Source organism: Leucobacter sp. cx-42 (assembly GCF_014529985.1).
Classification (GTDB): domain Bacteria; phylum Actinomycetota; class Actinomycetes; order Actinomycetales; family Microbacteriaceae; genus Leucobacter.
On the sequence record NZ_JACVMU010000007.1, the window covers coordinates 233,772 to 247,018 of the forward strand.

General features: G+C 59.4%; 13 protein-coding genes, 1 tRNA gene and 1 pseudogene. 2 read left to right on the forward strand and 13 right to left on the reverse strand.

Features of this window, described 5'->3' with window-relative positions; translation table 11 throughout:
- Positions 1 to 41: 41 nt before the first annotated feature.
- On the reverse strand, positions 42 to 1,073 hold the full coding sequence (locus ICM05_RS08660; protein WP_188024163.1) for a TerC/Alx family metal homeostasis membrane protein: 1,032 nt from the start codon (positions 1,071 to 1,073) through the stop codon (positions 42 to 44).
- A gap of 223 nt (positions 1,074 to 1,296) precedes the next feature.
- Between ICM05_RS08660 and ICM05_RS08665 the strand changes: the two genes are divergently transcribed.
- Together ICM05_RS08665 and ICM05_RS08670 are read left to right on the forward strand one after the other, a co-directional pair.
- Complete coding sequence (locus ICM05_RS08665; protein WP_188024164.1) at positions 1,297 to 2,058, forward strand: TIGR00645 family protein; 762 nt, start codon at positions 1,297 to 1,299, stop codon at positions 2,056 to 2,058.
- A gap of 86 nt (positions 2,059 to 2,144) precedes the next feature.
- Positions 2,145 to 2,229, forward strand: a tRNA-Leu gene (locus ICM05_RS08670).
- A 619-nt stretch (positions 2,230 to 2,848) separates the two neighbouring features.
- On the opposite strand, the pseudogene ICM05_RS12980 reads toward ICM05_RS08670, so the two are convergent.
- The 12 genes and pseudogenes from ICM05_RS12980 to ICM05_RS08735 all read right to left on the reverse strand — a co-directional run.
- A pseudogene (locus ICM05_RS12980) lies at positions 2,849 to 4,078 on the reverse strand (recombinase family protein); the annotation flags it as partial.
- Positions 4,062 to 4,931, reverse strand: coding sequence for a hypothetical protein (locus ICM05_RS08685; RefSeq protein WP_188024165.1), 870 nt, complete (start codon positions 4,929 to 4,931; stop codon positions 4,062 to 4,064). The gene ICM05_RS08685 and the pseudogene ICM05_RS12980, both read right to left, overlap by 17 nt.
- An 88-nt stretch (positions 4,932 to 5,019) precedes the next feature.
- Positions 5,020 to 5,409 (reverse strand): hypothetical protein, encoded by a 390-nt coding sequence (locus tag ICM05_RS08690; protein WP_188024166.1) that lies wholly within the window; start codon positions 5,407 to 5,409, stop codon positions 5,020 to 5,022.
- A gap of 182 nt (positions 5,410 to 5,591) precedes the next feature.
- Complete coding sequence (locus ICM05_RS08695) at positions 5,592 to 6,035, reverse strand: hypothetical protein (protein WP_188024167.1); 444 nt, start codon at positions 6,033 to 6,035, stop codon at positions 5,592 to 5,594.
- 111 nt (positions 6,036 to 6,146) lie between these two features.
- On the reverse strand, positions 6,147 to 6,914 hold the full coding sequence (locus ICM05_RS08700; protein WP_215401767.1) for a replication-relaxation family protein: 768 nt from the start codon (positions 6,912 to 6,914) through the stop codon (positions 6,147 to 6,149).
- A gap of 151 nt (positions 6,915 to 7,065) precedes the next feature.
- Positions 7,066 to 9,240, reverse strand: a complete 2,175-nt coding sequence (locus ICM05_RS08705) for a type IV secretory system conjugative DNA transfer family protein (protein WP_188024168.1) — start codon at positions 9,238 to 9,240, stop codon at positions 7,066 to 7,068.
- On the reverse strand, positions 9,233 to 9,442 hold the full coding sequence (locus tag ICM05_RS08710; protein ID WP_188024169.1) for a hypothetical protein: 210 nt from the start codon (positions 9,440 to 9,442) through the stop codon (positions 9,233 to 9,235). The genes ICM05_RS08705 and ICM05_RS08710 overlap by 8 nt, the downstream gene beginning before the upstream one ends.
- A gap of 28 nt (positions 9,443 to 9,470) precedes the next feature.
- The gene (locus ICM05_RS08715) at positions 9,471 to 9,680 is read right to left on the reverse strand and encodes a hypothetical protein (protein ID WP_188024170.1); all 210 of its coding nucleotides are present in this window, start codon (positions 9,678 to 9,680) and stop codon (positions 9,471 to 9,473) included.
- Positions 9,681 to 9,695: 15 nt separating this feature from the next.
- Entirely contained in the window at positions 9,696 to 10,448 is a 753-nt protein-coding gene (locus ICM05_RS08720; RefSeq protein WP_188024171.1) for an MT-A70 family methyltransferase, read from the reverse strand.
- Positions 10,449 to 10,650: 202 nt separating this feature from the next.
- A complete protein-coding gene (locus ICM05_RS08725) occupies positions 10,651 to 11,151 on the reverse strand; it encodes a hypothetical protein (RefSeq protein WP_188024172.1) in 501 nt (166 codons plus the stop codon).
- A 233-nt stretch (positions 11,152 to 11,384) separates the two neighbouring features.
- Entirely contained in the window at positions 11,385 to 12,476 is a 1,092-nt protein-coding gene (locus tag ICM05_RS08730) for a hypothetical protein (RefSeq protein ID WP_188024173.1), read from the reverse strand.
- 5 nt (positions 12,477 to 12,481) lie between these two features.
- Complete coding sequence (locus ICM05_RS08735) at positions 12,482 to 13,222, reverse strand: hypothetical protein (protein WP_188024174.1); 741 nt, start codon at positions 13,220 to 13,222, stop codon at positions 12,482 to 12,484.
- Positions 13,223 to 13,247: the final 25 nt, after the last annotated feature.

Genomic DNA, 13,247 nt, shown 5'->3' on the forward strand with positions numbered 1-13,247 from the left:
GATTGGTAAGGCGCCCTGGAATGGCAGAACTCTCGGAGAAATTACTTCTCTGAATCGTCCTTCGGAAGCTCAGCAGCACCCAGGTGCAGACGCTCGCCGGTCTCCTTTGCGGTGCGCTTCATCTTCACAACGCTGAAGATCGTTGCGACAGCCATCGCGAGGACGATGAAGCCGAGCGACATACCCGTCGTAATGTCGGGCACGTGAACCGGCTCACCACCGTTGATGAACGGAAGTTCGTTCTCGTGGAGCGCGTGGAGCACCAGCTTCACACCGATGAACGCAAGAATCGCAGCGATACCGTACTTGAGGTACTCGAGCTTCTCGAGCAGGCCACCGAGCAGGAAGTAGAGCTGGCGCAGACCCATCAGTGCAAACACGTTTGCTGTGAAGACAATGAAGGGGCTCTGCGTAATGCCGAAGATCGCGGGAATCGAATCGAGCGCAAAGAGGACGTCAGTGCTACCAAGCGCAATGTAGACGAGCAACATCGGCGTAATGAGCTTCTTGCCGTCGATCTTGGTGACCATGCGGCCGCCATCGAATTCCTCAGAGTACGGCAGGAAGCGCTTCGCAAGGCGCACCATCATGCCGTCCTTCACAGGCGCATCATCGTCATGCTTGACCTGCTGAATCGCGGTCCAGATGAGCCATGCGCCGAAGATGAAGAAGACCCAGATGTAACGCTCAATGACTGCAGCACCAGCAATGATGAGAATGCCTCGGAAGATGAGCGCCAGCACGATGCCAACCATCAGTGCACGCTGCTGATACGCCGTCGGTACCTTGAAGCTCGCGAGAATCATCACGAAGACGAAGAGGTTGTCAATCGAGAGACTGTACTCGGTGAGCCAACCTGCGAGGAACTCTGTGCCGTGTTGGACGTCACCCAGCACGAAGATAGCTCCGGCAAACACCAAGGCAAGCAGCACGTAGAAGCCAACCCACAGGCTTGCTTCGCGCATCGACGGCACGTGCGGTCGCTTGATGATCATCAGCAGGTCGACGACAAGGATCGTCACGAGGACGACCATCGAGCCGACCTCGAACCAGAATGGAAGAACCGAGTTCACTCAGACTCCTGTTTCAGTAGGCCGCGTTTTACGGCGCGGCGGATTCTGAAAGTCTCTTCCCAAACTCAAATTCGAGCCTGCTCCATGCCGGCAGCGCCACGGAGCACTACGTATTGACGACAATGAAGAAGTGGAATACTCCCCTTCGCGGGTTTAAGTGTAGCGCCTTGACATCTGTGCTGCGTTACCATTTAACAACTTACCCACGACCGAAAGGCCGACCGTGTCCCGTTCTAGCCAACCCCACATTGAACGCACTGCCGCGAAGGGACCGAGCGCTGCCTCGCGCACGCTCGCTGGCTTCATCTTTGCCAGCCGCTGGCTGCAGGCGCCCCTGTACCTCGGCCTGATCATCGCGCAGGCCGTCTATGTTGTGCTGTTCTTTGTTGAGCTGTGGCACCTGTTCGAACACGTCATCATCACGGGCCAGATCAACGAGACCGACGTCATGCTGAGCGTGCTCGCTCTCATTGACATCGTCATGATCGCAAACCTGCTCATCATGGTCATCATTGGCGGCTACGAGACGTTCGTCTCGAAGATCCGCGTCAATGGCCACCACGATGAGCCTGACTGGCTCTCGCACGTCAACGCAAACCTGCTCAAGGTCAAGCTCGCAATTTCGATCATCTCGATCTCGTCGATCCACCTACTGAAGACCTTCATCGAGGTTGGCCGCATGGAGAACGGCATCGTAAAGGACAGCGCCGGCCGCGTCATCTACTCGTCAGAGGGCGTCATGTGGGAGGTACTCATCCACGTCGCCTTCATCGTTTCGGCACTCGCGCTCGCGTGGATCGACCGCATGAGCCAGCACGGCCACAAGGATGAGGCGCCCGCGGCTGCCCCGATCGCCCCCGTGGTCATTGCCCCGGTCGCGGCACACGGCGCTCCGGCAACGAGCGCGGATCCCGCAGGCTTCGTCACTGTCCGGCTCCCCGCCGGCGCGCAGCTGCCCGAGGGCGCTGAGGTCATCGACCGCTAGGCGATCCGCCGCAAAAAACACGCGGGAATGAAGTTCACGTCTGTCCGTAAAACCCACTAGGCTAAAACGGTGCCCACGGGCACAACGCGCGAGTGGCGGAATTGGCAGACGCGCTAGATTTAGGTTCTAGTGTCTTCGGGCGTGTGGGTTCAAGTCCCACCTTGCGCACCATCATGCTCTTACTAGAACTATAAGCACTAGAAAGAGCATTGGGAGAGTGAATTACATCAGCAAAGAGCCTGTCAGAAACGGCAGGCTCTTTGCTTTTCAGTGCGAATTCGTTGGCGGCGACTCGGATCTCACGCTGTCCGAGGAAGACGAAGGCTTCCGTGAACCTGGGCTCCACTGATGATTCCATTTCGCCGTGGTCGAAGAAAACATCAAGGCGTTCAAAGATGAGCTGGTTCAGCATGCGCCTGATGTGGGGTGGGGCTGCCTGGTAGCTGCGCGATAGATCCTCGACGATATCAAGTGCCAGCGTAATCAACCGATCCATTTCTTTGAGGTCTTGCATCTGCGCGTCGAGACTCCGGGTTACTGAAAGGTGTTCGGCTTCAAGACGTTGCTGCTCTTCGCGGAGCAGTTCGACAGGGATTGCATCGTTGTAGTGCGCTTCAAGCAACTTCTTCTGCTTCCGTTGAATTTGTATCTTCTCGGTCTCCAGGCGCTTTCGTTCGTCCTCGTTGTCTAGATCGACGGCTTTCAGGGCGCTACGCACCATGGCTTCCAGATTCTGTCGCAGGTCAGGATCAATGGAAATGCGCTGGTAGATTGCTTGAATCTTGTCTTCTAGCACGTCGAATTGGATGGAGCGGAGGTCGCATTTGGTGCGTTTGGCCAGTCTGCCGGAGCAGGAGAAATATTCGTATATCTCTCCGTTGCCTCCGGAGCGGGCCTTCTGGATGATGAGCCGTGAGCCGCAGTGTCCACAGAATACGGTGGATTTCAAGTAGTGCTCGTGCTTGCGAGAGCGTTCTCCCTTGAGCTTGCCCCGAAGCACGCTCTGTACCGTCTCGAAAGTGTCTCTGCTGATCAGTGGTGTGTGGTTGCCGGGATACTCAACTCCCTGGTAAATCACCGTCCCGGTGTAATAGGGGTTGTTGAGGACGTTATCGAGCTGCCGTTTCTGGATAGGTAGCGAGCTCATCCGGGCTGTCGGTACTGTCCTAAGGCCTCGCCTCGTCAGTTCTTGGCCGAGGGATTCCATTGTCCATTCACCGGTGGCATAGGCCTCAAATGCCCACGTGATGAGTGGTGCTCGGGTTTCGTCCACGATGACCGTACGGGCTTCTCGTCCGTTTTCAATGGTGCGCACATTCAGGTAGCCGATCGGGGCACGGCCTGGGGTTCCACCATTCTTGGCTTTCTCGCTCATACCTTTGATGACCTCATTGGAGAGGTTCTTGGAGTAGAACTCGGCGATTGACGACATGATGCCGTGGAGCAGGAGACCGCCAGGGGTTTGGTCAATGTTCTCACTGGTGGAGATGAGGCGAACCCCGAGGCCGTCGAGTTGCTTGTTGATCTCCACGTCATCTGCCCGGTTGCGGGCGAGCCTGTCGAGCTTGTGCACGATGACGTAGTCAATGTGCTCGGCCTGCTCTTTGAGATACCGGAGCATCTCTTGCAGCGCCGGTCGGTTGGTGGAGGTTCCGGAGACGCCCCGCTCGACGAACTCTTTGGAGATCATGGCCCCAATTGATTGAGCTTTCTTCTTGTTTGCTTCACGCTGTGCAGGAATCGAGAAGCCTTCTTCGAGGCCACCCTTTTCTGCCTGTTCACGAGTGGATACACGAATGTAAGAGACTGCGCGTTTCGGTGTGAAGCTTTGGGTCAGTGCCGCGAACGGGTCGGCCATCGCGGGCGGCGCAGCTGTTGCGCTTGGGGTGGATGTTGACATACTCATGTCTCCATTGACGCTTCTTTGCTCGGAAGAGTCCAGTCCATTCTGCGGCGTGATCATGCGGTTTTCCACAGGCTCTGGCGCGCCATCGGGGGTGGGGCTACTTGTAGAAGACATATACGCGGCCTCCCCGCTCTACCAAGTCAACCATGTCTCGTACTTCTTGCCGCAGGGCCTCCCAGTCAGGGGTGAGATAGTCGTAGTAGAGACCCTTTTCTGAAATGTATTCTTCGATCTCACGTTCTCGCTCGTCAAGGTCGCAGACCGAGCGCAGCGCATCTTCTTCGTCGCGAAACTCCGCAATATATGAGTTGTGGAAGCCTTCCATGATGTCGCCGCTGAACGCGTTCACGTTCGGGAGCGACAAATAGGCTTGCAGGCCGATGTCTTTATCGAGCTGCAGCAACGTGAGTTCTTGCTTGAGGTCTTCGATGGCGGCGCTGTCGTAGCAGCCGGGGACGTGCACTTCCATCTCAAGATCCTCGATCTGTACTTTCGTTGGCACGAGGAGCTCCTCGAGCGTGAGCGGGTAGGGCTCGTTGGAGCTAATCGTTTCGGCCTGTGGATACTGCTTGCGGATGATGTGGGTGCCGAGCCAAGTGACTTGCTCTGCTACCCAAGCGGGTGCTTCACTATCGATGTAGAGCTGAAGATATTCGTCGCGCATCGCCGCGTAGTCGGCTTCGCCGGTGCGGCCAAATTCAGCCAGGGCGCTCATCCTGCCGAACGCGCGCCCGAAGGTGTGCGCGATGCAGCGGGCGGTTTCGTGGTTGATGCCGGTGTGGCGTTCGGTGGCGTGGGCGATGCCGTCGGCGATGCGGTCGCCGAATCTGCGGGAGGCGACTTCAAGTCTGCGCCAGTCAAGTTCGACGGGGTCTGGCGCGAGATATGACTCCCCTGCAAGGCGGCGTTCAAGCAGCTGTTCTGGTTCACGTTGTGACCGATTGGGCGTGAGGTTGTCAATATTCATGGTGGATCCTCCTTTCGAGGTGAGGTGAAGATGTTTGGTGGTGTCGGCCAGTGGTTCGAGGGGTTCTGGCCGACACCGGGTGCTGGTTCTAGCGGTCGGTGGTGATGACCTCCGGCCCGCCTTCCATGAGTTCTGCTTCGACGAAGAAGTTGTCATGGGTGTTAAACCCGAGGACGTCTTCCGACGCGGCGAACAGTACTTGTGGGTGGGTGTTGTGCCAGAACGTGAAGAGGTCGGTGATGCCCTCGCGTTCCTCCGCCGGTGATTGCCCGCAACGGTCGATGAACTCGGCGATGATGAGTGTTTGGGCTTCTTGCGCAAGCTGCTCAATGATTCGACGTTGTTCATCGAGTGACGGGTATTTCTCCGCATAGAGGTCAGCGACGTGATCGGCTGGCTCTTCTCGTAGGTAGGAGACCCCGAAACGGTAGGTTTCGCCCTCGTAATGGTTGGTGTAGATCGATTGATAATCGGTCATGATGTCGCCTCCTTCCAGCGATGCCCACACCCAGGGTGTGGCGCTATGTAGTTGTATTTCCCCTTCACCTGCTGGTGAAGAGCCTGTGAACCACCGCCTGCACTTGGTGCTGAGAGGTGGTGGTTGAGTTAGGGCGCGGAGCGAGCCGAGCCATTTGCGCTGGGCCCGCTCCGCTGGTGGTGTTAGTCCTCGTACTCGACGGCGAGTGGCCTGCGGTCAAAGACGTGGACGCCCTTGATCGCGGGGATCAGCTCGTATCCCTCGGCGAGAACTTCTCGGAGTCGTGACTCGTCCCAAGGTAGGGAGGCTATGCCACCCGTGTCTCGATGAAGCGCCTGAATCGTGAGTCGCCAGCCAGATCGTTCGAGGAGTTGTTCGGTTGCGTTTTTGAGGCTCGTACCAGTGAAAAGGTATGAACGTCGGTACATGTCATGCAGGTCACCGGCGAACACTTCCTTAACTTCTGGCGCGAGCATAAACGCTGCGAACGACTCGCCGTATCGTTCCAGCCCGGTGACGAGCGCCTTCAGGCGTCCTGGTTCGTACGCGAGCATCACGATTGCCTGTGTTGCAGCGGTGAGTGCACGGTCGTACCGTTGGTCTTCTGCAGAGAGTTGATATGTCATAGTGATTTCCCTCCTTCCAGGGTGAGTTTGTTGACCCGGGACGCCCGTCGGCAGCAGCGCGCTACCGGGGGTGAACACCGGTCTAGAAGAGATCGTGAGGACTCGGGGAAGCTAGGTGTTTGAGGTTGGCCCGTCGCGGACAAGTTGCTGCAGCTCCGGCATCGTGATCACCGTGAAGAGATCTTTGGGTAGACCAGGCTCGCTGCTAATCGCTTTGACGAGTTGGTGCTTGCGCGCTTCATGTGGGACAAGCCACACCACTGCCGGGTAGACGCCGTGCTCGCGTTGTTCGGTGCCGCTGCGCTGGTAGTGGACGTAGCGCCAGCACTTTGCGATGACGCGGGCTGGGTTCTCGGTGTCTCGGTCGACTTCGATGAAGTAGCGGTCAACGTAGTCGTCGCTCGTTATTGTCGCTGCGAGGTCAGGCTTCAATGTGTTCGCACCGCCGTGTCCATCCAGGTAGCGTCGCCAACAATTCGGCTCGACCTCCACCTCAAGGCCACGGTGGAATTGCCGGGCTGCTTCGTGGAGCGTGACCCTGGTTTCAGTAATCGCGAGGTGGTGGCGTAGGAACGTTGTCGTGTGGTGGTGGGGCCTGACACGCCTGCTACTGCCGCTGAGGTGACGCAAGCCTTTGGTGGAGAGTGTCCAGATCGAAACCCCAGATCCGCCCTGCCAACCGCCGATGCGCCGCTCCAGACGAACCAGATAATGCTGTCGTTGAAGTTCGCGAAGGTGCCTGCTGGTCTGCCGAATCGCCGACCGACGGTTGCCATACCGGTGCATAGTGAGTCTCGTGAGCTGGTGGGTGTCAGCAAAACGATGCTCGTGAATCGTCTGCAGCAGTAACGCGTGAATGGGTTGCATATCGATGGTCATGGGGTACCTCCTGCGGCTCCGGCGGCGGCACCACTCTCAGCGAGAGAAGTCACCGCCACTTTCTGAGGTGTTTCGGCCACGTTCCGCGGTGCTTCAGGCTGTGAAACGCGGGCGGCATGTCTACCCAAATGTCTAGGGGTCAGGTATACGGTCATCGCTTGACCCTCCCTACCGGTGCACTCACATCGTCAGCCTCCGCACCTAGGTCAGGCGTATCGGGGTAGATGAGCTGCACCAAGTCGCGCTCGGTCTGCTCAGCAGGCACCCCGTAGCGTTCCTGCGAGGCAGCGTAGGCGTCGGCGGCGTGCTGCTGCGTTGGTGTCGGTGGGAGTGTGCGAACACTCATCCAGCCGGTGCTATCGCCGTCCTGCATGACGTTGGCGTAAGCGTGATATTTCGGGAGCAACATCAGGTCTTGCTGTTCTAGCCCCGGCATGAGTTTCGCGGTTGCGGCTGCGTCGAGGCCGTTCATGCCGAAGTAGATCTTGTTCCTGGTGTTTGCCTCCACCGCTTGCACCATCGCGGGAGACAGTTGTGATCGGTACTGGTGGGCGAGTACGAATCCTGCCCCGAGGGATCTCGCCTGTGCAAGAGCGTCAGCCAAATCGCCTGGGAGTCCGGCGATGAAGTCGTGCACCTCATCGATATAAACCCCGACCATGTGACGACGTGCCTTTGGCAAAGCTTGGCGAGCGAGCAGTCGACTCCACAGTTGCCCGAGCAGGAGCGTGCCGAGGAGTTTTGCGGCGTCGCTTCCCAGGAGGCCGCTATTGAGATTTACGATGACGATGCGTTGTTTCGAGAACAGGTCACCGATATCGAAACGTGGCATTTTTTGCCCGAGCACGGCACGCAGCCCCGGACGCAAGATGAGCTGCCGAATTTTGTTGAGCACCGGTGCGATCTCCACCGCCTGCGCATCGGGCTTCTTTGCGTCGTACTGCCGCCAGAACGCGTCGGTACCGAGCGGGTCAGTATTCTCCTTCAGGAGCTTCTTACGAAACACCGGATTTGTGAGCAGTGGGTGCAGCCAGAGTAGATTCGCGCCGTCCAGCCGCGCCAAGGTGAGGAACGCTGCCGAGAGGACATCCGCGGTACGGATGCCCCAGTTTTCTTTGAACAGCGATTCAAACGTGGCAAGTAGTGTATCGGCGGTGACGGATGGGTCACGTTCACCCGCGTTGAGCGGATTGAAGCCAATCGGAGTGCTACTTGTCGGATCAATGACGACAACATCGCCCTGGCGAGACGCCGGGATGCGGGCGAGGACATCAGTGGCGAGGTCACCTTTCGGGTCGATCAGGAACACGCCACGGCCAGCTTTCATATCGGCTTCGATGAGGCCGAGCATGACCGTCGACTTTCCGCTGCCGGTTGGCCCCATCAGATGCGTGTGGAAGGCGGCATCGGCGAGCGGGATCGCTACCGGATCATTCCTGCCAGGGGCGATCAACTCCCCGATGACTCGCTCGCTTGGCTCCAAGTCAGACTTCGGGGTGAGGAGCCTGGGATGGATGCTGCCAAACATCGGTAAGGGTGGTTCACCGATCGGCCAGCCCGTCAGCGCGGTTATTTCGCTTACGCGGAGGTGGAGCGGCCACCGCCAAGGCAGCTGCGGCTCCAACAATCGGATGGGGTGCTCATTCTCGAGACCGAGCGTGCTGCTGCTCGTTTCGAGCCCTCGGAGCACCCCACCGATACTGGTGATGAGATGTCGGAGCCTGCCGGGTGGGCTACCGGTCGCCCCGACCCGCACCGTCAGCGAGAAGCCATGCTCCTCGCTAGAGCGACTGGAGGTCGAGCGGGACGCGTGCGTTTTCGGCGGTGACGTGAGGAGCATTTCAAACCAGCTCGGTGCTTCCACTCGCTGCCAGCCTCCGGGAGCGATACGGCGACCAAGTAGCAGCTGGGTGACGACACGTTCATCTCCGGTGAGGCTGGTCAGTGTGCCGTACAAGCCACGAATCACAGCGGCCACTTTTTCGGGGGCGAGAGTCAAACCTCGCCCTCTCTCGTGTAGACGTGCAGCGACATCAACGTCTGGTCGCTTCCACCTCGGTTTCACAATGCGCACCTGGAGGAGCGCGGTCAGGGTCTGCTTGAGTGTGTCGATGCGGTGACGTTCCACGCCAATGAGCCAGCGCAGATGCTTCTCGTCGGCGTGGAGTTCCAGCCCGATGACACCGAGTTCTCGGGCGGTGGCGAGGCGTTCGAGGACAGTCGTGACGGTGTTCGGGGTCAGGGTGGTGTCGAAGTGGAGTTCGCGCCACTCGAGGTTCAGGCCCCGTTTCGAAGCCACGAGTGCTTTCAGTTGACGGTTACTCATGGTGCCCACCTCCATCACTTGTCATCTGCCCAGATTTCTGCCCCTTGTTATGGACGACCGGGTTCGTTTCGTCAAGATGCATCGCAAGCATCAGCATGATGCGAGCAAACTCTTTCTCATCAAAGGTGGTCTTCCAGACCGGGACGACCCGGTGATTTCCGTTGTCTTTTCGCACATAAGCGCGTTTCTTAGGCTTACTCATGACCAGCCCCTGCGAGTGCGGCGCACCGCTACCGATCGCCGTCCCACCGCTTCTTCTGTCGCAGAATCCACCGCCAGGCGATGCCCACGATGACCCCGATTGTCAGTAGCGCGAGGAGCCACCAGATCTGCTTCGCCAGTTCCACTGCGAGCATCAGCAGGACGACGCCGATGAATAGCGACAACGCGAGGTTCACAAAGTTCCCCCCGAAGGGCGTCTTCCCGCCACCGTCGGACATGCTTGACCCCTTTCATTACTTGGGCTCCTGGGCTACCGCCTCTGCCAGCGTCAGCAGCGAGGAAGGTGCAGCAGCGTTTCGGGCGACGTCGTTAGTGGGGTCGACAACCGGGTCGCCCGGCACCGGGTACCCCCACTGCTTCAGCGAAATCAGCGACGGTTCAGATCCTGGAAGTTCATTTCCCCAGACATCCCAGTCACCCCGCGTCGGCGCTGGCCGCCGCGCAAATAGCTCCAGGTACGGGCCGTCGCCAACTACCCTGGACACCATGGAGTGAATTTCCTCGGGCTTGTGCGAGTGCTGCTGGAGAGCATGGAAGCCCCAGTTGGGTTGTGACCGGAAGGCAAACTTCGTGCCCTTCCCGCGTACCCCAAGGAGGAGCAGCTCTCCAGCGTTGCGGAAGGTATTGCCGAGTGTGAACCGTGGCTTCGCCCAGAAATAGAAGTTCGTGTAGCGGAACCCCCACCGGGTGAGCACCTGGATGCCCAGCGGTAAGGTGGCGGCGGTGACCCAGAGGAAGCAGAAGCTCTGCTCGGCCGAGATCTCCTGGATGGCGTCGCCTAACCCAAGGATTCTTTCGTCGGTCATGAGTGGGTAATGGTCGGCTGCGGCTGCGTAGCCGGAGGAATTTTTTGACCGCTCCTGGAAGAGACTCCAGGGCGGATCGGCCAGGATCGCCCGGTAGGTGCAGGGCTTCGGGGTGCGGTCGGGGTTGAGCCGCTCGTCTCGGCTGCTTTCGGTGGCGATCGTAGTGGTGGGTTCAGGCATGGTGGTGTCTCCTTTGTTGGTGGTGAACGATGGTGAAAATTGGGTGCGGTCAGAACCGTCGGGTTCGGCTGCGGTGGCCTTATTGAGGACTACTTCGCAACATTTGTGAAGAGTTGGCAAGCGCTCTTGCTCCCGCGATTGACCATCCAAATAACAGAGGTCGGGCGAAAATAAGTGGCTACCGGAGCTGTTGCTGTGCTTTTTACAACGCCCCATGAGAACCACCCCGTTTCGGTACTGGTGAGAGCGGTTCCAGCCGGTAGCTGGGCTGTCCCGCGCCTGGCCGATACCGTGTCAATGAATGCGTAAGTGCAGCTGCCAAACGACCCGGTGGATCGAGGGAGCTGACCTGCGTAATGAGGACATTTGGAAGGGCCAGTAGCTCGGCAGGAGGGGCGGCGTTCATGACGACGGCATGCACGAGGCCCGGAAACGAAGCGATCTCTTCATACGGTTGAGCCGGGTTAAGATCGAAGAGTTCGAAGTCGGAGAAGATCACCGCCACATGGTCGGCATCGGGATGCTTCTCGGCGGCCCGGTTCATGGCCATCATCGCCGGAGTCAGAGTGCTCGCCCCCGTGATGCCCACGGGTGGATCGACCGCCGTCAGGAGTTCAGTCAGCGGCTCCTTCTTGTGCAGTGGCAGCGGCCCTACTTGCGGTACGTTGGGGTGATCGAATCGGTAGATAGTGACTTGCTGCATGTTGCTTCGTGAGCTGTTCGCAATGTGCCGGAGAGCTTTTTTGGCTTCTTCGTAGCGGGCACCGATGGGGTCGTTCCCGTGCGAGAGTGACCCGGAATCATCGAAACAGCACTGCACATAGACCGGGGAGCTGGGGTCGTGACCAGCAGCCCCGAGGGTGATACGCCGCTGCATAGTGGGTGCCGGGCGAGCTACTGCCGGGGGAAGCATCTGGCTCGGGAGCAATGTCATGGCTACTTCCCTCCCTTTCGGGGCGCACGGCCCACGGCGTCGTCAGGACGAGGACCGTGACCGGCCACACTCGGGTTGCCGCGGAGGATCCGCCATTTCAGGGCTTGCACCTGCCGAGTGGCCGCATCGCCGCGAGCCGTGAACTCTTCTCGCAGGCTGGCTTCCTCGGCACCGTGCTCTGCCCAGGCCTGCCAGTTGGTATCAGCGGCGAGCTTCAGGTGACGCTGCTGCTGCGCGTCATAGTCGGCCTGGTGGAGATCGATAAGGTCAGCGACCTCGTCAGCCCCGGCATACGAGACAAGGAATGAGCCGCCCGCGACCGCGAAAGCAACACCTGCGAAGATAAAGCCAACGAGCGGATCGTCGACTGCCCCGCGCAGCGCCCCAATCCCTACCCCGACCGTCAGCGCTGTCACGAGCGATAACAGCAGCACTCGTTTGACGATCTGTGCTCCGGAGTCGGTGTCAGTAAACAGGTGCGCGAAGGGGCGCTCCTCCGGGGTGAGAGCTTCCAAATCACGTTCGCGAAGCTTCCGTCGCCGCATGTCCGAATACTCGGTGCCGACGAGACCGGCAACGACCGTGGCTACGGCAGCACTGGCCGCCAACGTGACCGCGATAAATGGCGGTTCCCCGAGCCACATAGCCGCGGCCGCGAACCCCGCCATATCACCCACAAAGATGAGTACTTTCGCTAACTGATACCAGCGCTTACTACCAACCGCGCGACGCCGAAATAGCGACAGCACCGCCAAGACTTGCTGGAGTCTCGTCCGCGACTGGTCGAGAAGCTCCCGACTACCAGTCACTGCATGGGTTAGCTCAGTTGCCTGTAGTTCAAGGCCTGCTTGTGCAACACTGGGCCGCCGGGTTTCGCTGGCGGCAGTGGACTCCCAGAGGGCAACCTGCTCGCTGGTCAAGTCGTCATATTCCACCTCGACCCAGAGATACGCGACCTCTTTCGGGCGAGGCAGGACGCCTCCGGAATCGGCAGGCTGGAGTGTCACACGCTCTGCCACAGTGGCAGCGTCACCAGCCGCCTGGAACGGATCGAGCAGGGCCTGCGGCGCACCCATAACGTTTGGGTTCGTCATGATGCTCAGCCCTGCCACTGGGTTGCGACAGTGCAGGAAGCAGCGCCCGTGCGTTCGCAGACGCGCTGCCAGAATGCCGTCACCAGTTCAATAACCGATGAAGGCACCGACGTAGTCGTCCGCCCGATCCCCACGAAAGTCAGCTTCACACCGGAAAGATCCGGCACTGCAACCTGATCCGCCAGCGCCACTGCAGCCTCCGTGCTGGCCACTGCTGCCGGATCCACGCCGACGTTCGTGAAACCGTCCGTCAGGATGAATACCTCATGCGCCGCATCTGGGTGCTGCGCTTTGGCTTCCTCAATAAGCCGCAGGAGACCCAGGACGTCAGTGGCTGAGGCCGGGGTGCGGGCCGCGGCTTCGCCGAGCTTGTCACGAACGGTCGAGGTGGCGTCTTCTGCAAGCTTCTCCCGCTTGCGGCGTGCAGCATTCTCCGTCGGGGCTTCGACCTGGAACGACCGCTCCAGCAGCGTCACTGTCTGACCGGATGACTCCCCGAAGGTCGCCACCCACAGGTCACCGCCACAGGCGGCGGTGTGACGAGCGAGTTTTGAGATTGCCGTTTCGTAGTCCTCACCGCTGTTGCTCGCGAAGCTGGAGCCGGTGACATCAACGAGACTAATGCTCTTCAGTGGCGCATCCGGGCAGGCTTCGGTTGGTGCTGAACCGGTCGGAGCGGTGCAGCCAGTGAGTGCCAGGAGTGCCACTGCGGAAAGAGTGACACTACGCATAAAGGGTCGGGACATGTGCGTACCTTTCTGAAATGAGTTC

Excerpts from the sequence above, each read along its gene's own strand:
- ICM05_RS08685 (WP_188024165.1), bottom strand. The coding sequence starts at position 4,931 with ATGAATATTGACAACCTCACGCCCAATCGGTCACAACGTGAACCAGAA.
- ICM05_RS08690 (WP_188024166.1), bottom strand. The coding sequence starts at position 5,409 with ATGACCGATTATCAATCGATCTACACCAACCATTACGAGGGCGAAACC.
- ICM05_RS08695 (WP_188024167.1), bottom strand. The coding sequence starts at position 6,035 with ATGACATATCAACTCTCTGCAGAAGACCAACGGTACGACCGTGCACTC.
- ICM05_RS08700 (WP_215401767.1), bottom strand. The coding sequence starts at position 6,914 with ATGACCATCGATATGCAACCCATTCACGCGTTACTGCTGCAGACGATT.
- ICM05_RS08705 (WP_188024168.1), bottom strand. The coding sequence starts at position 9,240 with ATGAGTAACCGTCAACTGAAAGCACTCGTGGCTTCGAAACGGGGCCTG.
- ICM05_RS08710 (WP_188024169.1), bottom strand. The coding sequence starts at position 9,442 with ATGAGTAAGCCTAAGAAACGCGCTTATGTGCGAAAAGACAACGGAAAT.
- ICM05_RS08715 (WP_188024170.1), bottom strand. The coding sequence starts at position 9,680 with ATGTCCGACGGTGGCGGGAAGACGCCCTTCGGGGGGAACTTTGTGAAC.
- ICM05_RS08720 (WP_188024171.1), bottom strand. The coding sequence starts at position 10,448 with ATGCCTGAACCCACCACTACGATCGCCACCGAAAGCAGCCGAGACGAG.
- ICM05_RS08725 (WP_188024172.1), bottom strand. The coding sequence starts at position 11,151 with ATGCAGCAAGTCACTATCTACCGATTCGATCACCCCAACGTACCGCAA.
- ICM05_RS08730 (WP_188024173.1), bottom strand. The coding sequence starts at position 12,476 with ATGACGAACCCAAACGTTATGGGTGCGCCGCAGGCCCTGCTCGATCCG.
- ICM05_RS08735 (WP_188024174.1), bottom strand. The coding sequence starts at position 13,222 with ATGTCCCGACCCTTTATGCGTAGTGTCACTCTTTCCGCAGTGGCACTC.